This window comes from Pseudomonas sp. Irchel s3b2 (assembly GCF_900187445.1).
Lineage (GTDB): Bacteria > Pseudomonadota > Gammaproteobacteria > Pseudomonadales > Pseudomonadaceae > Aquipseudomonas.
This window is the reverse complement of sequence record NZ_FYEB01000019.1, coordinates 1-20556: the sequence shown is the minus strand read 5'-3', so window position 1 is coordinate 20556 and position 20556 is coordinate 1. Positions and strand designations below refer to the sequence as shown.

Here is a 20556-nt window from a genome sequence, read left to right as displayed (position 1 = left end):
GGAAACGGAAGTGGTTCAACATCCCATGGATATCAAGTTCAGCCACCGGCTGTCGTACAAACAAGCCAAGCTTACGGTGCTGGTCGGTTTCATTCTGGGCACGCTGCTCAGTCTGGTGCAAATAGGCATCGATTATGCCAGCGAAGACGCTTCCATCAACCGTGAAATACTGTCGTTGCTGGAAATCAGCCATAACCCCGCCTCCCGCATCGCCTACAACATCGATGCCGAACTCGCTCAGGAACTGGCCCTGGGTCTGCTGCGCTCTCCGGCGATCATCGGCGCGCAATTGACCGACAACAACCATACCGTGCTGGCCAACGTCAAACGTCCGGGCCTGGAGAACACTGACCGGATGATCAGCGACTTTCTGTTCGGCGCCAACCGGCAATTCGAAGATCGCCTTTATCTCGACCACTTGCCGGACGAATCCCTCGGGACCTTGCGCCTGGAAGTCGACACCTACACCTTCGGCAGTCGTTTCCTGCGCCGGGCCGAAGTGACCCTGCTCAACGGCTTCGCGCGCAGCCTGATTCTCACGGGTATTCTCCTGGCGCTGTTTTACGTGATGCTGACCAAACCGCTGGTGCGAGTCATCCGCGAACTCAGTGGTCGTGATCCGCGCAGCGCGGAGCCGACGTGGCTGGAGTGTCCGACGGGGCATGAAAACGATGAAATCGGGGTCTTGGTCGAGGTCGCCAATCAGCAGTTCGAAAACATCGCCACCGAAATCCAGCAACGGCGCAACGCCGAAAATCGCCTGACCGATTACCTCTCGCAACTGGAAAACATCGTCTCGGCCCGCACCGCGGAACTCAAGGCGATCAACACCCGGCTCAGCCAATCCAACGAGGAGCTGGAAGTCGCCCGCAGCACTGCCCTGGACATGGCCGAAGCGCGCTCGGTATTCCTGGCCAACATGAGCCATGAAATCCGCACGCCTCTCAACGGTCTGCTGGGGATGATCGCGCTCTCGCTGGACGGCCCGCTCAACGCCGAGCAGCAGCAACAACTGTCCATCGCCCATGACTCGGGCAAAGTACTGGTGGAGCTGCTCAACGATATTCTCGACCTGTCGAAATTCGATGCCGGTCAGCTCGAGCTCGAACACATTCCATTCGATCTTGGTTCGCTGATCGAAGACACCGCCAACCTGCTGTCTCAGAACGCCGCGCCGAGTGTCGAGTTGACGTGCCTGATTGACCCGCAATTTCCCGCACTGGTGCTCGGTGATCCGACCCGGGTCCGGCAGATCGTCAGCAACCTGTTATCCAACGCCCTCAAGTTCACCCGTTTCGGGCGGGTCGATGTGCGTCTTTCAACGTTCGAAGACGGTGTGCGAATCGAAGTCTGCGACACTGGCATCGGCATCGCCCAGGATGCGCAGGTCAAAATCTTCCAGCCGTTCACCCAGGCCGGTGCTGGCATTACCCGGCAATTCGGCGGGACCGGATTGGGCCTGGCGCTGACTTATAGCCTCTGCGAAACCATGCAAGGGCGTCTGACGATCAGCTCGGAAGCGGGCTTCGGCAGTCAGTTCTGCGCCGACCTGCCCCTGCCCTGCCATACCCGGGCCATTTCCCCGGCAGTACTGCAGGGCAACATCGTCGCGATTACCACCGCCAGCAGCGGTCTGGCGGAACTGTTGAGCAGCCTGTTGCCCGGCTGGGGGCTCGACTATCAGCAGCGGTCCATCGATGACCGGTTGATCGGCCTGGAGCCGGATGTATTGATTACCGACTGCCCCGAATGCCTGTTTGGCCTGCGCCCTACCTTCACCGCGCCGATTCTGCTGGTGACCGCTTATGGCAGTTTCCTGCCCAGCGAGCAAGTCAATGCCCTGGCACCCTTGCAGCAACAAGCGCGACCTTTGGCGCGCAATGCGCTTTACCAGGCATTGCGGCGGATCTTGCAGCCGGAACTCACCACGATCAACGGTGCCCGGATCGAAGCCATCTCAACCCAGCGACGCGGACGCATCCTGCTAGTGGAGGACAACCCGGTCAATCAGTTGGTGGCCAAGGGAATGCTCGGAAAACTCGGTTGCGAGGTGAGCGTCGCGGCCCATGGCGGCGAAGCCCTGGATCAGCTTGAGCTAAGCGAATTCGATCTGGTGCTGATGGATTGCAACATGCCGGTGATGGATGGCTATGAAGCCAGTCGACAGATCCGCCGCAGCGGGCGTTGGCCACAGTTGCCCATCGTCGCCCTGACCGCCAACGCCATGTCCGAAGAACGCGAACGCTGCCGTGCGGCGGGCATGAGTGACTACCTGGCCAAGCCTTTTCGACGGGAAGAACTGGCCGCCCTGCTCGACTTGTGGATACCCACTACGACAGCGCTTTGATTTGCCCCAGCAGGTGATCGAGGCCATCGCGCAGATCATTCAGGCGATCCAGATCAACGCCGCTATCGCACAACAGCCGGGCCTTGAGCGGCCCGACCTGATCGCGCAAAGCCTTGCCGGCGGGCGACAGGCTCAGGTGCACCTCACGCTCATCGCGGGTCGAACGCTGACGCTGCACCAGCTGCAGTTGCTCAAGCCGTTTGAGCAGCGGCGTCAAGGTCCCGGAATCCAGCGCCAGACGCTCCCCCAAGGCCTTGACCGTCGGCTGCTCCGGCGCCGCCTCCTGCCATTCCCACAGCACCAGCATCGCCAGGTATTGCGGGTAGGTCAGGCCCAACTGATCGAGCATCGGCTTGTAGGCACGGATCACCGCGCGAGAAGCGGCGTACAGCTTGAAGCAGAGCTGACTGTCGAGCTTCAGCGAATCAACGGACAACGTGTTCATTTGAGCAGGGCTTCGATCTCGCGGCTCAGGTCCTGCGGTTTGGTCGCCGGAGCGAAGCGCTTGACCAGCTGCCCGTCCTTGCCGATCAGGAACTTGGTGAAGTTCCACTTGATGCCTTGGGAACCCAGCACGCCCGGTGCGCGCTTTTTCAGCTGAACGAACAGTGGATGGGCGTCGGCACCATTCACTTCGATCTTCTTGAACAGCGGGAAACTCACCCCGTAATTCAACTCGCAGAACTCAGAAATCGCGCCCTCGTTGCCCGGCTCTTGCTTGCCGAACTGATTGCAGGGAAAGCCGAGCACTACCAGGCCTTGATCCTTGTAGGTCTGCCACAGCTCTTCGAGGCCTTTGTACTGAGGGGTAAAGCCGCATTTGCTGGCGGTATTGACCACCAGCACCGCTTTGCCGGCGAAATCGGCCAGGGTCTTTTGCTCGCCCTTGATGGTGGTGCAAGGGATGCTCAGCAGGTTGTCGCTCATGGCACGAACTCCGAATGGAAGAACAAAGACCAAACATAGCGAGCAATTGAATTGTGTGCAATTTAAAATACTGAACGCCGCTTATCTGTAGGAGCGAAGCTTGCTCGCGAAGGCGTCTTGGCATTCAACACTGATGTTGACTGGCCCGGCGCCTTCGCGAGCAAGCTTCGCTCCTACAGGGCTCGCATTACGAGCGGGGGACGAGGTCCAGGCACACCGAGTTGATGCAATAACGCAGGCCAGTGGGCGGCGGACCGTCCGGGAACACATGCCCAAGGTGTGCATCGCATTTGGCACAGACCACTTCGGTGCGGATCATGCCGTGGCTGACATCACGGATCTCGACCATGGCGCTGTCGCCGATCGGCGCGTAGAAGCTCGGCCAGCCGCAGCCGGAATCAAATTTGGTTTTGGAGTCGAACAGCGGTGCGTTGCAGCAGATGCAGTGGTAAACACCGTCAACCTTGCTGTCGTTGTACTTACCGGAGAACGGCCGTTCGGTGCCCTTGAGGCGGCAAACGTTGTACTGCTCCGGGTCGAGCATTTCACGCCATTCTTCCAGGGTTTTTTCCAACTTTTCCATCATCACACCTCTGCAGTTGAAAAAGCCCGATCTGTACCTTTTCCACGGATCGGGCGGCACGTATGATTGCGCCTCGTCAAACGCCAGTCTGGCAGCCAGACCACGCGCATTCAAACGGATTCTGAGTGCCGTCGCTCAAGGCGTCAGGCCTGTGTGAATACGCAGGATTCCCAGCACGGTCGTTCATACGCCGCCTGGATCGTTCATTTTCGGGAACACATCGCCATGCAGGTCAGCAAATCGAACAAGCTCGCCAACGTCTGCTACGACATTCGCGGCCCAGTGCTCAAGCACGCCAAACGCCTGGAAGAGGAAGGCCATCGCATCCTCAAGCTGAACATCGGCAACCCGGCCCCCTTTGGTTTCGAAGCGCCGGATGAAATCCTTCAGGACGTAATTCGCAACCTGCCGACAGCCCAGGGTTACAGCGACTCCAAGGGGTTGTTCAGCGCTCGCAAGGCTGTGATGCAGTACTACCAGCAAAAACAGGTGGAAGGCGTCGGCATCGAAGACATCTACCTGGGCAACGGCGTTTCCGAGCTGATCGTGATGTCGATGCAGGCCCTGCTCAACAACGGCGACGAAGTGCTGGTACCGGCTCCCGACTATCCGCTGTGGACCGCCGCAGTGAGCCTGGCGGGCGGCAACGCGGTGCATTACTTGTGCGATGAACAGGCCAACTGGTGGCCGGATCTGGCCGACATCAAGGCCAAGATCACCCCGAACACCAAGGCTCTGGTGATCATCAACCCGAACAACCCGACCGGCTCGGTGTACTCGAAAGAAGTCCTGCTGGGCATGCTGGAACTGGCCCGTCAGCACAATCTGGTGGTGTTCTCCGACGAGATCTACGACAAGATCCTGTACGACGACGCCGTACACATCTGCACCGCCTCGCTGGCGCCGGATTTGCTGTGCCTGACCTTCAACGGTCTGTCCAAGTCCTATCGTGTGGCTGGCTTCCGTTCCGGCTGGGTCGCTATTTCCGGTCCGAAACATCACGCCCAGAGCTACATCGAAGGCATCGATATATTGGCCAACATGCGCCTGTGCGCCAACGTGCCGAGCCAGCACGCCATCCAGACCGCGCTGGGCGGCTATCAGAGCATCAACGATCTGGTGCTGCCGCAAGGGCGTCTGCTGGAACAGCGCAATCGTACCTGGGAATTGCTGAACGACATTCCGGGCGTGAGCTGCGTCAAGCCGATGGGCGCGCTGTATGCGTTCCCGCGGATCGATCCGAAAGTCTGCCCGATCCACAACGATGAGAAATTCGTGCTCGACCTGCTGCTCTCGGAGAAGCTGCTGGTGGTACAAGGCACGGCCTTCAACTGGCCATGGCCGGATCACTTCCGCGTGGTCACCCTGCCACGGCTCGACGACCTGGATCAGGCGATTGGCCGGATCGGCAACTTCCTCAAGTCCTACCGCCAGTAAGTGGCCTGTCACCGTGCGACGCTGATTAAAGTCGCACGGTGATTAATTCAGCAACACATCTGTGCACCCACCTTGCATCGTTGTTTCAAGCACTGACGGACGACACGTTTCATGCCCGCGCCTAACAACGGCGGGGGCCTGCGACGCTAATTGGCTGATAACCGTTTCCTATGTCGACGTCGGAAATGCCCTTCAAGCAGCTAGACTGTTGCTGTAGGACACAGTTTGAAATAGTCACCCGGTTGAATAGCCCGCTGCAGCACCTTATATACCCCGCAGTACGCTACATCTTTAGCACGAGGAGATTTCTACAACCATGATGCGCATTTTGCTGTTTTTGGCCACTAACCTGGCGGTCGTGCTGATTGCCAGCATCACCCTGAGCCTTGTCGGCTTCAACGGGTTCATGGCGGCCAACGGGGTTGATCTCAACCTCAATCAGCTGCTGATTTTCTGTGCGGTCTTTGGTTTCGCCGGTTCCCTGTTCTCGCTGTTCATCTCCAAGTGGATGGCGAAAATGAGTACCAGCACCCAGATCATCAGCCAGCCGCGTACCCGGCACGAGCAATGGCTGCTGCAAACTGTCGAGCAATTGTCCCGCGAAGCCGGGATCAAGATGCCCGAAGTCGGGATTTTCCCGGCCTATGAAGCCAACGCCTTTGCCACCGGCTGGAACAAGAACGACGCACTGGTCGCGGTCAGCCAGGGCTTGCTCGAGCGTTTCTCGCCAGATGAAGTGAAAGCCGTTCTGGCCCACGAAATCGGCCACGTAGCCAATGGCGACATGGTCACCCTGGCATTGATCCAGGGGGTGGTGAACACTTTCGTGATGTTCTTCGCCCGGATCATCGGTAACTTTGTCGACAAGGTGATCTTCAAGAACGAAGAAGGCCAAGGCATCGCCTACTACGTAGCGACCATCTTCGCCGAACTGGTCCTGGGTATTCTGGCCAGCGCCATCGTCATGTGGTTCTCGCGTAAGCGCGAATTCCGGGCCGATGATGCCGGTGCACGCCTGGCGGGTACCAGCGCAATGATCGGTGCCCTGCAGCGTCTGCGTGCAGAACAAGGGCTGCCGGTGCACATGCCGGACACGCTGAATGCCTTTGGCATCAACGGTGGCCTCAAACAAGGGTTCGCCCGTATGTTCATGAGCCACCCGCCGCTGGAAGAGCGTATCGACGCATTGCGTCGTCGGGGCTGACAGGCTCTGCACTAAAAGATAAGGCCCGCAGTGAATGCGGGCCTTTTTTTTGTCTGCTTGATTAATGCGGTGTTCATCAGGGCCTCTTCGCGGGCAAGCCTCGCTCCTACTGGATTTGTGTCGTTCACATAATCGGCGAATTACACAAAACCTGTGGGAGCGGGCTTGCCCGAGAAGAGGCCAGCAAACTCAACATACCTTAATGGCTGGAAACCCGATAAACCCGCTCTTCAAGCCGCGTGACACCGGCCTCAAGAAACTTCCAGCTCTCACCCAGAACGTCTTGATCCTCCAGAATCTTCAGCGCCCACACATCACCGAACAACCGCTGCACTTCGTCATCAAGCACAGCAAACGGCGGCCCGTCCATTTGCGCCTGGTCGTAATCCAGCGTAATCAAAAGCCCTAAAGAATCCTTCGGCAAAATCCGAATCAGATGAGCCGCGTATTGCTCACGCATCGCCGGCGGCAGGGCAATCAACGCCGCGCGGTCATACAGCGCGCTGCAATCGGCGACATCGCCTGCCGTCAACTCGAAGAAATCACCACACCACAACTCGATTGAACCGGCACGGTAGACCTTGAATGGCCCCTGCTCACTGACGTCCGGGTCAAATTGATGCTCACTGAAGAAATCCTCCACGGCCTTTTCCGACAGCTCAATCCCCAAGACCTCATGACCTTGGTGCGCCAGCCACAACAGATCCAGACTTTTCCCACACAGCGGCACCAGCACGCGAGCGCCCTCCTCCAGGTTCAACGCTGGCCAAAACCGTTGCAGATAAGGATTCACTTCCGGCAGATGAAAGCCGATCTGATTCGACGCCCATCGTTTGTGCCAAAACTCCGGCTGCATAATTAACCCCGAAAAATTCGATCAATAGACCCTAAAACTTATATTAGATTTAGATCAATGATCTGACTGAAGATGGTGCCATCTTACTCTCAGGAGCTCATTCATGTTCCCCAGCCTGTATATCTCTCATGGCTCCCCGATGCTAGCCCTGGAACCCGGCGCCAGCGGACCGGCCCTTGCGAGTCTGGCCGCCGCATTGCCTAAACCCAAGGCCATCGTGATGGTTTCCGCGCACTGGGAAAGCAGCGAACTGTTGGTCAGCGGCAACCCTCAGCCTGAAACCTGGCACGACTTCGGCGGATTTCCTCAGGCCTTGTTCGAAGTTCAATACCCGGCCCCCGGCAATCCGCAACTGGCGGCGGAGGTGGTCGAGCTGCTGAAGGCCGATGATCTTCCGGCGCGCATCGACACCCAGCGACCGTTCGACCACGGTGTTTGGGTGCCCTTGTCGTTGATGTATCCGCAAGCTGATATCCCGGTGGTGCAGGTCTCGCTGCCCACCCGTGCCGGCCCTGCCCTGCAAACTCGCGTCGGCCATGCCTTGGCCAGCCTGCGCGAACAGGGCGTGCTGTTGATCGGCTCCGGCAGCATCACCCACAACCTGCGCGAACTGGACTGGCACGCCGGCCCGGAAAGCGTCGAACCATGGGCCAAGGCGTTCCGCGACTGGATGATCGAGAAACTCGAAGCGAACGACGAAGCCGCGCTGCACGACTATCGTCAGCAAGCTCCGAATGCGGCGCGTAACCATCCGAGTGACGAGCATTTGCTGCCGCTGTACTTTGCCCGCGCGGCCGGGGGTGAGTTCAGCGTTGCCCATCAGGGGTTCACCATGGGTGCGCTGGGGATGGATATTTATCGCTTTGGCTGACACCTGATCGTTCCCACGCTCTGCGTGGGAACGATCAGGCAAAAAAAATCCCCGAACCAGTCGGGGATTTTTTATGTGCGATCAATCAGCTCGAGAGCGGATCAATCTTCGCGATAGCGACGCAGCTTCAACTGCTTACCGGCAACGCGAGTGTCCTTCAGTTTGGTCAGCAGCTTCTCCAGACCATCTTCCGGCAGCTCGACGAGGCTGAAGCTGTCACGCACCTGGATGCGACCGATGGCTTCACGCGCCAGACCACCTTCGTTGAGGATGGCGCCCAGCAGGTTCTTGGCAGCGATACCATCACGCGCACCCAGCGCGGTACGGCAACGAGCACGACCTTCGGCCAATGGAACCGGAGCACGACGCTCGCGATCACCACGGTCCGGACGATCACCGGAACGCTCTGGACGATCGCCACGCGGTGCGTTGTTCGGCACCAGTGGACGTTCTTTCTCGATTGCGGCCAGGGTCAGCGCCTGAGCGTTGGTTGCCTTGCGCAGCAGAGCAGCGGCCAGTGCACGCGGGGTGCAACCGATGTCGGCGGTCAAGCGATCCAGCAGATCACCGTGAGTCGATTCGGCATCAGCGACCAGCGGCGACAGGCTGTTGGTCAGTTTCTTGATACGGGCATCGAGAACGGCCTGAGCATCCGGCAGACGAACTTCGGCAACCTTCTGACCGGTTACACGCTCGATCACTTGCAGCATGCGGCGCTCACGAGGAGTCACCAGCAGCAGTGCACGACCTTCGCGACCGGCACGGCCGGTACGGCCGATACGGTGAACGTAGGACTCAGGATCGTACGGCATGTCAACGTTGAACACGTGAGTGATGCGCGGAACGTCCAGGCCACGAGCAGCAACGTCGGTCGCCACAACGATGTCCAGACGGCCATCCTTGAGGGAATCGATCACGCGCTCACGCTGGTTCTGAGCAATGTCACCGTTCAGCGCAGCGGCTTTGTAGCCTTTGGCTTCCAGGGCACTGGCCAGGTCCAGGGTCGCTTGCTTGGTGCGCACGAACATGATCAGGGCGTCGAAATCTTCCACTTCCAGCAGGCTCAATACAGCCGAGGTCTTCTGGTCAGCGTGAACCAACAGGTGAGCCTGTTCGATCGCGGTAACGGTCTGAGTCTTGGTCTGGATCTTCACGTGTTGCGGATCGCGCAGATGGCGTTCGGCAATGGCACGGATCGACTGCGGCAGGGTGGCCGAGAACAATACGGTCTGACGGGTTGGAGGCAAGGCCTTGAAGATAACTTCGAGGTCGTCCATGAAACCCAATTTGAGCATTTCGTCAGCTTCGTCGAGAACCAGGTGGTTCACGGTAGCCAGAACTTTTTCGTCACGACGCAGGTGGTCGCACAGACGGCCCGGCGTGGCGACAACGATCTGTGCGCCATTACGGATTGCTTTCAGTTGCGGGCCCATAGGCGCGCCGCCGTAAACGGCCACAACGGTAACGCCCGGCATTTGCTTGGCGTAGGTTTCGAAAGCGGTTGCTACTTGCAGCGCCAACTCACGGGTTGGCGCCAGGATCAGGGCTTGCGGCTCGCGCTTGGCAGGATCGATGCGGTGCAGGATCGGCAGGGCGAACGCGGCGGTTTTACCCGTACCGGTTTGCGCTTGGCCAATCATGTCGTGGCCGGCCATGATGATCGGGATCGATTGCTGCTGAATAGCCGAAGGTTCTTCGTAGCCGGTCGCAATGACGGCTGCAAGAATATTCGGATTAAGATTAAAAGCGGCGAAGCCGCCGGTTTCCTGGGTCATGGGTCTGCCTCTAAGTGCATCCGCAAAGACCCATGCTCCAAAGCTGCGCATGCCGTGTAAGACTCAAGAGTCGCCCTGGCTGCTTTGTCGGCGGGGATTTGCGAAAACGAATGAATGAAAAAGATTCGTCAAGGAAGAGTCCGCTGTGCGGACGTGCAGCCGAAGCTGGCTTCGGGGAATTGCGCTACCTAAACGCGGCCCGGTTAAAGGCCGGCGCGCACTATACCGGAATTCGCCCGAAAAGGGAGCTTTTTTTATCGGAAAAAACCGGCGCATACCGTTGTGTCACGGGCTTTTCGGATAATCGTGCGACGGTCTATTTTGCAAAGGCCCGGCCCTGCTGACGATGGCGCTAAAACGGTTCACTCTTGTGAGGCAGACCGTCGGTCTCTCATATACTTTTCCCGCCTCTTTTCGCCCGAGGAAATGTCCCATGAATCAGCCAAGCCCCAGTCGCGTAACCCGTGAACGACACGGTCATGTCCTGATGATCGGCCTGGATCGGGTGGCCAAACGCAATGCCTTCGACCTCGACCTGCTCAACGCACTCAGCCTGGCCTATGGCGAGTTCGAGGCTGACAGCGAGGCGCGGGTCGCGGTGGTGTTCGGTCATGGTGAGCATTTCACTGCCGGGCTCGATCTGGTCAGCGCCGGCGCGGCCCTGGCCGAAGGCTGGCAGGCACCGCCCGGTGGCTGCGACCCGTGGGGCGTGCTCGCAGGACCTCGGGTCAGCAAACCGGTGATTGTCGCGGCTCAAGGCTACTGCCTGACCGTTGGCATCGAGTTGATGCTGGCTGCCGACATCAACCTGTGCGCCAGCAATACCCGTTTTGCCCAGAAGGAAGTGCAGCGCGGGATCTTCCCGTTCGGCGGTGCCACCTTGCGCCTGCATCAGGTCGCTGGCTGGGGCAATGCCATGCGCTGGTTGCTTACTGGCGATGAATTCGATGCTCATGACGCTTTGCATTTGGGGTTGGTGCAGGAAGTCATGGCCAGCGAGGACTTGTTGCCACGGGCGATCGAGTTGGCGGAGCGGATTGCCCGGCAGGCACCGCTAGGTGTTCAGGCGACATTGATGTCTGCCCGGCAGGCGCGTTATGAGGGTGAAACCGCGGCAGCTCAGGCATTGCCGGCGCTGGTGAAGAAGTTGCTGAACAGCGAGGATGCCAAGGAGGGTGTGCGGTCGATGGTCGAGAAGCGGCCGGGCGTTTTCAAAGGGCTTTGAGGTATGTATTGACTGGGAGAATGCCTTCGCGGGCAAGCCTCGCTCCTACAGGTTTGGGGTCATTCACATTTCCGGCGGACGACATAAAACCTGTAGGAGCGAGGCTTGCCCGCGAAGAGGCCCTAAAGGCCAACCACCATCTATGTCGCCGGCCGGATCGCCTTGATCAACGACTGCAACGAATAACCCAATCGCGGCGCCAGACCTTCGGCGCGCGCGATCAGCCCATCCATATCCAGTGCCTGATCCAGCTCCGATGGCACGATCAGAATCACGTTGCCCTCCTTCACCGGCAACTCCCAGTAATGCCGGTGATAGAGACCGCGCAACAACGCGGCTCCCAACGGCCTACCATCGTCGGTGGCCCACTGGTTGATTACCAGCCAGCCACCCGGATTCAACCGCTTCTGACAGTTTTCCAGAAAACCCCAGGCCAGATGCCCGACACCCGGCCCGACGTCGGTATAGAGATCGACGAAAATCAGATCGGCCGGTTCAGCCGTTTCGAGTAGATCCAGGGCATCGCCGACGCGAATGTACAGCCGCGGATCATCATCCAGCCCGAGGTATTCGATGGCCAGGCGCGGTACATCCGGACGCAGCTCGATGGCTTCGACATCTTCCAGCGGCAAGAACTTGAGGCAAGCCTGGGTCAGTGTCCCGGCACCGAGCCCGAGGAACAGCGCGCTTTCCGGCTGTTCGTGGCACAGCGCGCCAATCAGCATCGCGCGGGTGTAATCGTACTCGAGCCAGCTCGGGTCAGCGGTGAACACGCAGCTCTGTTCGATGGCATCACCGAACTCCAGAAAACGGTAATCAGCCACTTCCAGCACGCGAATCACGCCGAATTCATCCTGTACCTCGGCGAGCAAATGCTCGACGCGCTCCTCAGTCATTTCGTCTCCTGATCGTTACCGGGCCCGCAATGCAGTAAATAGCAGCGCAATAAGGCGGCAAAGGCGCGATTGTCCGCGAAGCGACGGGAGCAGGTCACGCACTAATTGCTGATAACATAACCGTCCGAGCGTAAAACACTAGAGACTGCAATGAGCCAACCCTGGAGCCCTGACAGCTGGCGCGCCCTGCCGATCCAGCAACAACCCCAATACCCCGACGCGGCGCATTTGCTGCACGTCGAGCAAACCCTGGCGAGCTATCCGCCGCTGGTGTTTGCCGGTGAAGCCAGGGAGTTGCGTCGTCAGTTTGCCGAAGTCACCCAGGGCCGGGCGTTTCTGTTGCAGGGCGGCGACTGCGCCGAAAGCTTCGCCGAATTCTCCGCCGCGAAAATTCGCGACACGTTTAAAGTGTTGCTGCAAATGGCGATCGTCATGACCTTCGCCGCTGGCTGTCCTGTGGTCAAAGTCGGACGCATGGCCGGCCAGTTCGCCAAACCCCGTTCAGCCAACGATGAAACCATCAACGGCGTGACACTGCCAGCCTACCGTGGCGATATCGTCAACGGCATCGGTTTCGACGAAAAAAGCCGTGTGCCGGACCCGGATCGTCTACTGCAGTCCTACCACCAGTCCACCGCAACCCTGAACCTGCTGCGTGCCTTTGCCCAGGGCGGCTTTGCCGACCTGCATCAGGTGCACAAGTGGAACCTGGACTTCATCGCCAACTCGGCGCTGGCCGAGAAGTACAGCCACCTGGCCGACCGCATCGATGAAACCCTGGCCTTCATGCGCGCCTGCGGCATGGACAGCTCGCCGCAACTGCGCGAAACCAGTTTCTTCACCGCCCACGAAGCGCTGCTGCTGAACTACGAAGAAGCCTTCGTGCGTCGCGACAGCCTGACCAACGACTACTACGACTGCTCGGCCCACATGCTGTGGATCGGCGACCGTACCCGTCAGCTCGACGGCGCGCATGTCGAATTCCTGCGTGGGGTGCACAACCCGATCGGCGTGAAGGTCGGCCCGAGCATGAACCCTGAAGACCTGATTCGCCTGATCGATGTGCTCAACCCGGACAACGACCCGGGTCGCCTGAACCTGATTGCGCGGATGGGCGCGAACAAGGTCGGCGATCACCTGCCGCAGCTGATCCGCGCAGTGCAGCGTGAAGGCAAGCAGGTGCTGTGGAGCTCCGACCCGATGCATGGCAACACCATCAAGGCCAGCAGCGGTTACAAAACCCGCGATTTTGCGCAGATCCTTGGCGAGGTGAAACAGTTCTTCCAGGTTCACGAGGCGGAAGGCAGTTATGCCGGCGGCATCCACATCGAAATGACCGGGCAGAACGTCACCGAATGCATCGGCGGGGCGCGGCCGATTACCGAGGATGGCCTGTCGGATCGTTACCACACCCACTGCGACCCGCGGATGAATGCCGATCAGTCGCTGGAATTGGCGTTTTTGATTGCTGAAACCCTGAAGCAGGTTCGGCGCTAAACCGCGCCGCCCCCTTAGCGGGCAAGCCTCGCTCCTACAAGGGATCGTGAATTCCTGTAGGAGCGAGCGGTGCGGCGATCCGACTTGCCCGCGAAGGCGTCAGCTCAATCACCACCAAACTGTGCCAATGCCACCCGCAATCGCGCCGCACTCGCCCGCGGGCAATTCAATTGAATCTGCGCCAGCCCCAACCAATCCGCCATCTGCCGCAGATTGACCGCCAACGCCAGCATCCCCGCCTCATCCAACCCCGGCTCTTCCTCATGCACGGCATGCACCGCCAACCGGCCCAACGCTCGCTCGGCCCGCAAGTCGACCCGCGCAGCAATCCGCTCATGGTGCAAAAACGGCAATACGTAATAGCCGTAAACGCGCTTGTGCTGCGGCGTATAAATCTCCAACCGATAACGGAAATCAAACAATCGCTCGGTACGGCTGCGTTCCCAGATCAGCGAATCGAACGGTGAAAGCAGCGCGCTGGCCTCGACCTTGCGCGGTACTTTCGGCTCAGCCGGGCAATAGGCCGGTTGCCGCCAGCCTTCAACCTCACAGACCAGCAGATCACCCTCTTCGGCCAGCTCCGCCAGACGCGGCCGGCTGTCTGCCGGGCTCAAGCGAAAATAGTCCCGCAGGTCCTTTTCCGTCGCCACGCCCAACGCATTGGCAGCATGCAGCAACAGACCGCGCTGAGCCTCGGCCTCACTGAGCAAAGGTTGTTGAAGTATCGCCGAAGGAATCACCCGCTCCGGCAAATCATAAAGCCGCTCGAACCCGCGCCGACCGGCCACGGTCACTTCACCGGCGGCGAACAACCATTCCAGTGCATGCTTTTCCGCGCTCCAGTCCCACCACGGCCCTGCCCGCTCCTGACGGGTCGACAAGCTGCCAGCACCCAGTGCACCGAGTTCCTGCACCGACGCCAAAACACGGCGAATCGTCTCTTGCTGCTCACGACCGAAGCGCGCCAGTTGCTGATAGATGTCTTCGCCGCGGGTCGCACGCTGCATGCGCCAGCGCATCAAAGGGTACATCGACAAGGGCAACAAAGACGCTTCATGACCCCAGTACTCGAACAACGTGCGTCGACGGCCCTGACTCCAGGCAGCCTGATCAAGCAAGTCGGATGAATAATTGCCAAGACGGGAAAACAAGGGAAGGTAGTGCGAACGCACCAACGCATTGACCGAATCGATCTGCAGAATGCCCAGGCGCTCGATCAGCCGGTTGAGCTGAACCGCTTTGATCGCCGCCGGCGGCTGGCGCCCGTTGAACCCTTGGGCGGCCAGCGCCAGACGCCGAGCCTGTTTGAGGGAAAAAGACAGTGTGGCGGGCATGAGCATCTCCTTGTCTGCTCGCAACCTACCTCACCCGCAAGCGGTTTGTGTAGCGATGGCATCATCATTTATGCATCGGATCATCCCAGAACGGTCTTACCGTCTCATGCTCCACATCCGCACGGCTCACGCCGATATCCTTCAGTGCTTCGTCGCTCAAGCCCGCCAGCATTTCACGTTCACGGTGAAGTTCGTACCAGCGACTAAACTTGTGCAGCAGATCGGAAACCGCGTGGATTGAGAATTTTTGTTCCGTTACATGCTCGTTGTGACCTTTCATCGTGTAGCCCTCCTTTAGGGATGGCCCAAGTCTCGCGCCAGCGCTAAGATCAATCCAACGAATGTTTCTGATGGCATACATCTCGGAGATTGATGAATGTCCGCTTACCCCAGTATCGATACCGATGTACTGCGCACCTTCGTCGCGATCGCCGATCAGGGCGGTTTTACCCGCGCCGGTGAAATGGTCAACCGCACCCAGTCGGCGGTGAGCATGCAGATGAAACGCCTGGAAGAGGACGTGTTGCAGCGCCAGCTGTTCGAACGCGACGGGCGCCAGGTCAAGCTGACCGCCGAAGGCCAAGTATTGCTGGGCTATGCGCGGCGCATCCTCAAACTCCATAGCGAAGTCTTCAATACCCTGCGCGAGCCGCACATGGTCGGCACTGTGCGCATCGGTACGCCCGATGATTACGTCATGCGCTTTCTGCCGGGCATCCTGTCGCGTTTCGCGCAGTTCTATCCGCTGATCCAGATCGAGGTTCACTGCGAATCGACCAAGCAACTGTTGCAGCGCCAGGACCTGGACCTGTCCATCGTCACCCGCGAGCCGGGTAACGAGATCGGCCAATTACTGCGCAAGGAGCGTTTTGTGTGGGCCGAAGCCCAATGCTTCAGCGCCCATGAGCAGACGCCGCTGCCGCTGGCAATGTTCAACAGTGATTGCTTCTGTCGCCTCTGGGCGTGCAATGCCCTGGACGCCATGGGCCGTGATTACCGCATTGCCTACAACAGCTCCAGCCTGTCGGCGTTGATGGCCGTGGTCAGCGCGGGTCTGGCGATCACCGCGCAGCTGGAAAGCCTGATCACACCGGACATGCGCATTCTCGGCGCGGATGAAGACCTGCCAGTGTTGCCCGAAGGCAGCATCATGCTGATCCGCAACCTCAACAACCCTTCGCCGATCACCGAATGCCTGGCCGAACACATCGTCGAAGGCTTCAAACTTTAAACGCGAGCATCACTGCGCAGACCACCAGAAAACCACAGAACAGCCCGCGCAGGAGTCGCTCCGGCAGCGCGTGGGCAATTCTCACGCCCCAACTGATGCTCATCAATCCACCGACCGCCAACGGCACACCGATCGCCCAATGCACCTGATCGTGCACCGCATAAGTCGCCAGGGTGACGCCCGTACTCGGCAACGCCAGCGCCAGCGCCAACCCCTGGGCAACCACTTGAGTGGTCCCGAACAGGCTGGTCAACACCGGCGTTGCAACCACCGCCCCGCCCACTCCAAATAGCCCACCCATCGTCCCGGAAGCTGCGCCGAGCACACCCAGCCACGGCCAGGAATAGCGCATCTGCGAAGAGGCCGGCGCGTTGGCGGTGAACATTCGCATCAGGTTGTAGGCCGACAGCGCGATCAGGAATGCGACGAAGCCCAAGCGCATGGTTTGTGCATCAATACCCACCGCCCAGATCGAACCGATCCAGGCAAAACAAAAACCCATCAAGGCCAATGGCAGCGCATGACGCATTTCGATGCGATTGCGCTGATGATAGCGCCACAGCGCCAGCATCACGTTCGGCACCACCATCACCAGCGCCGTGCCTTGGGCAATTTGCTGATCAAGACCGAACCACACGCCCAACAGCGGGATTGCGACCAGCCCGCCACCGATGCCGAACAGTCCGCCAAGGGTTCCCAGGGCCGCACCAAAAACCAGATACATCAAAAACTCAATCACAGGCGATTTCCTTTTGTGAGGTTGTTCATCCTACGCAGTCGGCTCTGGCGGGGAAACGCACAGCAACGCACAATGGCTGTGCCAACTTCGCACAAGCGCTGACGAACGATGAACCCCAATCAATTGACCGAACAACTTGGCCTGTTTCTGGATGTACTGGAAAGCGGCAGTTTTTCCGCTGCATCCCGACGCCATCCATTGACGCCTTCGGCCGTGGCGCGACGCATCGACAGCCTCGAAAACGCCGTTGGCAGCCAGCTGTTCATCCGCAGCACCCACGCGGTACGAGCGACCCCGGCCGGTTTGGCTTTTGCCGAACGCGCGCGGCGGATCGTCGCTGAGCTGCGCCTGGCCCGGGCGGAAGCGGTGTCCCTGAGCAGTGCGCCGGAAGGCTTGATTCGGGTGGATGCGCCAGCAGCGTTCGGGCGCCGACACCTGGCGCCGGTGATTGCCGACTTCCTGACGCTTTACCCCGGCCTCGACGTGCAATTGCACCTGATCGACAGCTTTGTCGACATGCAGGGCTCGAACCTGGGCAAGGTCGATCTGGTATTGCGTGCCGGGCAGATGGCCGATACCCGGCTGGTGGCCACGCCGCTGGCGAGCATGGTGCGCATCGCCTGCGCCAGCCCCGATTATTTGCAGCGCCGTGGCGTGCCGACCGATCCGGCGCAGTTGACCGAACACGATGGCCTCGACTGGGAGGGTCTGGCTCCACCGTTCGCCTGGCGCTTCGAGCGAGATGGACAGATGCACTTGCATCGGCCAGCGCGAATTCGCATGAGCGCCAACAATGCCGAGGCGCTGGTCTGCGGTGCACTGGCTGGATTGGGCATCGCGCATCTGCCGACCTGGCTGGCCAGCGAATATTTATTACGCGGCGAACTGCTGCCGCTGTTTTGCGAAAACGGTCTGCCAACACCGGAAAGCACCGGTATTTATGCGTTGCGCCTGGAGCAGCAACCCAGTTCTCGCAGCCGCTTGTTGCTGGAATACCTGAAAACCCGTTTCAGCCCCATCCCGCCATGGGATCTGGCGCTGCAAACCAATCTGGACCGCCACTAGTGCAGAATTATCTGGCGCATTAAAGATTAGCCCGCTAGATTTATGACGATCACTGATCAAGGCTTTGAAATGAACACCGAGCGCAACAACCCGGATAACTGCGACGACCTGCTGCTGGACAACCAGGTCTGCTTCGCCCTCCATTCCACCTCGCTGCTGATGACCAAGGTCTATAAGCCGCTGCTACAAGCGCTGGGCCTGACCTATCCGCAATACCTGGCGATGATGGTGCTGTGGGAAAAGGATGGGCTGACGGTCGGCGAAATCAGCACCCGACTGCTGACCGATCCCGGTTCCCTCACCCCGCTGCTCAAACGTCTGGAAACCGAAGGCCTGCTGAGCCGCACCCGTAGCCGTGAAGACGAACGGGTAGTGATTGTCGAACTCACCGAGCAAGGCCGGGCGCTGCGAGACAAGGCGCGGGGCATTCCCCAGTGCATCCTCGGCGCCAGCGGACAAACGCTGGAACAGTTGAAGAAGCTACAAGCAGATCTTCAAGCGCTGCGTAGTCATCTGCAAGACAGCCTTTAGACCGCGTTATCGTTCTTCGCGGGCAAGCCTCGCTCCTACAGGTTTTGTGTCGTTTACAAATTATCGACCGAAAACCTGTAGGAGCGAGGCTTGCCCGCGAAGGCGTCCTCCCCGTCGCAAAAAATTTCACCTCGCAAAAATCCCGCAAGAAAGCCTCTATCTCAAGCTTTTCCTTCCAATCGAACTGTTGGACCCATGACCCGAAACTCATTTTTTCGAAAATTTATCTTGCGCGCTAAATATTAGCGAGCTACATTTACTTCGCACTTACTTAGTGCGCAAACATTTAGCGCAAAACATCAAAACCCGAATGAGGCTCACACCATGCAAACTCTCTACACCGCAATCGCAACCTCCACCGGCGGCCGTGACGGTCGTGCGATCTCCAGCGACAACATCCTCGACGTCAAACTCGCCACGCCTAAAGAACTCGGTGGTGCTGGCGGCGCCGCAACCAACCCTGAACAACTGTTCGCCGCCGGCTACTCCGCTTGCTTTATCGGCGCGCTGAAATTCGTCGCCAGCCAGACCAAACGCAAAATCCCGGACGACGCATCGATCACCGCCCATGTCGGCATCGGTCAGATCCCCGGCGGTTTCGGTCTGGACATCGACCTGCACATCAGCCTGCCGGGCCTTGAGCAAGCCGATGCACAAAGCCTGGTCGAAGCCGCCCACCAGGTCTGCCCGTACTCCAACGCCACCCGTGGCAACGTCGATGTGCGCCTGCACGTAACCGTCTAACCGCTAACTTCCAGGCCCGAAACAGGAGACGAACATGAACACTTTCAGCAAGGTCTTGACCGGCACCCTTCTCGCCCTGTCCATCAGCAGTGCATTCGCAGGCAATGGTGTTGAACACAACACCCAGGCGTTCCTCGATGTACTGAATGCCGGTACCGGCAAACCGCTGGAACAGCTCACTCCCGCCGATGCCCGCGCGGTGTTGGTAGGCGCGCAGGCCGGGGTGAAGCTGACGCTGCCCAAAGCCGATGTCAGCGAGAAGACCATCCAGGTCGACGGCCAACCGCTCAGCCTGACCATCGTTCGGCCGGCCGGGGTCAAAGGCGAGCTGCCGGTGTTCATGTTCTTCCACGGCGGTGGTTGGGTGCTGGGGGACTTCCCGACCCACGAACGACTGGTTCGGGACCTGGTAACGGGTTCGGGCGCGGCAGCGGTGTTCGTCAATTACACCCCGTCGCCGGAAGCGCATTACCCGGTGGCGATCAACCAGGCCTACGCCGCGACGAAGTGGGTGGCCGAGCACGGTAAAGAGATCAACGTCGACGGCAAACGTCTGGCCGTGGCCGGCAACAGCGTCGGTGGCAACATGGCAGCCGTGGTTGCACTGATGGCCAAAGACAAAGGCACGCCGGCGATCAGATTCCAGGTGTTGTTGTGGCCGGTGACTGACGCCAGCTTCGAAACGGCGTCCTACAACCAGTTCGCCGAGGGACACTTCCTCACCAAAAACATGATGAAGTGGTTCTGGGACAACTACACCACTGATGCCAAACAGCGGAATGAGATCTACGCCTCGCCGCTGCGAGCGACCGCCGCGCAACTCAAGGGCTTGCCACCCGCTCTGGTGCAGACGGCCAGCGCCGATGTACTGCGCGATGAGGGTGAAGCCTACGCCCGCAAACTCGACGAGGCGGGTGTACCGATCACGGCAGTGCGCTACAACGGCATGATCCACGACTATGGTTTGCTCAACGTAGTAAGCCAGGTGCCCGCGGTGCGCTCGGCGATGTTGCAAGCGTCTGAAGAGCTGAAGCAACATCTGAAGTAACACCGTACCCTTGTAGGAGCGAGGCTTGCCCGCGAAGGCGTTGTGTCAGTCGACAATAATGTCGGATGATAAACCGCCTTCGCGGGCAAGCCTCGCTCCTACAGGGCTGGGGTATCAGGATCGAGTAGGAGGCGGATTTACATCCGCCGTCCTCTCACACCACCGTACATACGGTTCCGTATACGGCGGTTCAGGTTATGCAGCTAAGCCGGTTGATCGTATCCAGTATTGAGACCAGACCAAGGT

The 20556-nt window shown here is 59.4% G+C and carries 20 protein-coding genes; 11 read left to right on the top strand and 9 right to left on the bottom strand.

Annotated features, from left to right (window positions below; genetic code table 11):
- The first annotated feature begins 25 nt into the window (after positions 1-25).
- Positions 26-2347: a response regulator gene (locus tag CKW20_RS26230; RefSeq protein ID WP_095055471.1), complete on the top strand. Its 2322-nt coding sequence runs from the start codon at positions 26-28 to the stop codon at positions 2345-2347.
- On the opposite strand, the gene CKW20_RS26225 is transcribed toward CKW20_RS26230, so the two are convergent.
- The 3 genes from CKW20_RS26225 to msrB all read right to left on the bottom strand — a co-directional run bounded on the left by CKW20_RS26225 (position 2331) and on the right by msrB (position 3857).
- Positions 2331-2792, bottom strand: a complete 462-nt coding sequence (locus CKW20_RS26225; RefSeq protein ID WP_095055470.1) for a MarR family winged helix-turn-helix transcriptional regulator — start codon at positions 2790-2792, stop codon at positions 2331-2333. The genes CKW20_RS26230 and CKW20_RS26225 overlap by 17 nt on opposite strands.
- Complete coding sequence (locus CKW20_RS26220; RefSeq protein ID WP_008009392.1) at positions 2789-3274, bottom strand: glutathione peroxidase; 486 nt, start codon at positions 3272-3274, stop codon at positions 2789-2791. The genes CKW20_RS26225 and CKW20_RS26220 overlap by 4 nt, the downstream gene beginning before the upstream one ends.
- Positions 3275-3461: 187 nt before the next feature.
- The gene (gene msrB / locus CKW20_RS26215; RefSeq protein WP_095055528.1) at positions 3462-3857 is read right to left on the bottom strand and encodes a peptide-methionine (R)-S-oxide reductase MsrB; all 396 of its coding nucleotides are present in this window, start codon (positions 3855-3857) and stop codon (positions 3462-3464) included.
- A gap of 225 nt (positions 3858-4082) precedes the next feature.
- Between msrB and CKW20_RS26210 the strand changes: the two genes are divergently transcribed.
- A complete protein-coding gene (locus CKW20_RS26210; protein ID WP_030132315.1) occupies positions 4083-5294 on the top strand; it encodes a pyridoxal phosphate-dependent aminotransferase in 1212 nt (403 codons plus the stop codon).
- A 316-nt stretch (positions 5295-5610) separates the two neighbouring features.
- Positions 5611-6498, top strand: a complete 888-nt coding sequence (gene htpX / locus CKW20_RS26205; RefSeq protein ID WP_095055469.1) for a protease HtpX — start codon at positions 5611-5613, stop codon at positions 6496-6498.
- 199 nt (positions 6499-6697) lie between these two features.
- Here htpX and CKW20_RS26200 read toward each other — a convergent pair whose 3' ends face one another.
- Positions 6698-7354 carry a thiopurine S-methyltransferase gene (locus CKW20_RS26200; RefSeq protein ID WP_095055468.1) on the bottom strand — a complete coding sequence of 219 codons (657 nt, stop codon included), beginning with the start codon at positions 7352-7354 and terminating at the stop codon, positions 6698-6700.
- 103 nt (positions 7355-7457) lie between these two features.
- Between CKW20_RS26200 and CKW20_RS26195 the strand changes: the two genes are divergently transcribed.
- On the top strand, positions 7458-8225 hold the full coding sequence (locus CKW20_RS26195) for a class III extradiol ring-cleavage dioxygenase (RefSeq protein WP_095055467.1): 768 nt from the start codon (positions 7458-7460) through the stop codon (positions 8223-8225).
- A 101-nt stretch (positions 8226-8326) separates the two neighbouring features.
- Here CKW20_RS26195 and CKW20_RS26190 read toward each other — a convergent pair whose 3' ends face one another.
- Positions 8327-10000, bottom strand: coding sequence for a DEAD/DEAH box helicase (locus tag CKW20_RS26190; protein WP_095055466.1), 1674 nt, complete (start codon positions 9998-10000; stop codon positions 8327-8329).
- Positions 10001-10433: 433 nt separating this feature from the next.
- Here CKW20_RS26190 and CKW20_RS26180 point away from each other — a divergent pair, with 433 nt between their 5' ends.
- Positions 10434-11225, top strand: a complete 792-nt coding sequence (locus CKW20_RS26180) for a crotonase/enoyl-CoA hydratase family protein (RefSeq protein ID WP_095055465.1) — start codon at positions 10434-10436, stop codon at positions 11223-11225.
- A gap of 140 nt (positions 11226-11365) precedes the next feature.
- Here CKW20_RS26180 and CKW20_RS26175 read toward each other — a convergent pair whose 3' ends face one another.
- On the bottom strand, positions 11366-12121 hold the full coding sequence (locus CKW20_RS26175) for a spermidine synthase (RefSeq protein ID WP_095055464.1): 756 nt from the start codon (positions 12119-12121) through the stop codon (positions 11366-11368).
- A gap of 150 nt (positions 12122-12271) precedes the next feature.
- Between CKW20_RS26175 and CKW20_RS26170 the strand changes: the two genes are divergently transcribed.
- Positions 12272-13618: a class II 3-deoxy-7-phosphoheptulonate synthase gene (locus CKW20_RS26170; RefSeq protein WP_007899909.1), complete on the top strand. Its 1347-nt coding sequence runs from the start codon at positions 12272-12274 to the stop codon at positions 13616-13618.
- Positions 13619-13722: 104 nt separating this feature from the next.
- Here CKW20_RS26170 and CKW20_RS26165 read toward each other — a convergent pair whose 3' ends face one another.
- Both CKW20_RS26165 and CKW20_RS26160 read right to left on the bottom strand, forming a co-directional pair.
- Positions 13723-14952, bottom strand: coding sequence for a winged helix-turn-helix domain-containing protein (locus CKW20_RS26165; protein ID WP_095055463.1), 1230 nt, complete (start codon positions 14950-14952; stop codon positions 13723-13725).
- A gap of 64 nt (positions 14953-15016) precedes the next feature.
- Positions 15017-15232 carry a DUF1127 domain-containing protein gene (locus CKW20_RS26160; RefSeq protein WP_008075682.1) on the bottom strand — a complete coding sequence of 72 codons (216 nt, stop codon included), beginning with the start codon at positions 15230-15232 and terminating at the stop codon, positions 15017-15019.
- Positions 15233-15328: 96 nt separating this feature from the next.
- On the opposite strand from CKW20_RS26160, the gene CKW20_RS26155 reads away from it, so the two are divergent.
- Positions 15329-16183 (top strand): LysR substrate-binding domain-containing protein, encoded by an 855-nt coding sequence (locus tag CKW20_RS26155; protein WP_095055462.1) that lies wholly within the window; start codon positions 15329-15331, stop codon positions 16181-16183.
- On the opposite strand, the gene CKW20_RS26150 is transcribed toward CKW20_RS26155, so the two are convergent.
- On the bottom strand, positions 16173-16922 hold the full coding sequence (locus CKW20_RS26150) for a sulfite exporter TauE/SafE family protein (protein WP_371857455.1): 750 nt from the start codon (positions 16920-16922) through the stop codon (positions 16173-16175). The genes CKW20_RS26155 and CKW20_RS26150 overlap by 11 nt on opposite strands.
- A gap of 108 nt (positions 16923-17030) precedes the next feature.
- Here CKW20_RS26150 and CKW20_RS26145 point away from each other — a divergent pair, with 108 nt between their 5' ends.
- From CKW20_RS26145 to CKW20_RS26130, 4 genes are all read left to right on the top strand, one after another.
- A complete protein-coding gene (locus CKW20_RS26145) occupies positions 17031-17987 on the top strand; it encodes a LysR family transcriptional regulator (RefSeq protein WP_095055461.1) in 957 nt (318 codons plus the stop codon).
- Between the two features lie 69 nt (positions 17988-18056).
- A complete protein-coding gene (locus CKW20_RS26140; protein WP_095055526.1) occupies positions 18057-18518 on the top strand; it encodes a MarR family winged helix-turn-helix transcriptional regulator in 462 nt (153 codons plus the stop codon).
- A 324-nt stretch (positions 18519-18842) separates the two neighbouring features.
- Positions 18843-19262: an organic hydroperoxide resistance protein gene (locus CKW20_RS26135; protein WP_052964019.1), complete on the top strand. Its 420-nt coding sequence runs from the start codon at positions 18843-18845 to the stop codon at positions 19260-19262.
- Between the two features lie 34 nt (positions 19263-19296).
- A complete protein-coding gene (locus tag CKW20_RS26130) occupies positions 19297-20310 on the top strand; it encodes an alpha/beta hydrolase (RefSeq protein ID WP_095055460.1) in 1014 nt (337 codons plus the stop codon).
- Positions 20311-20556: the final 246 nt, after the last annotated feature.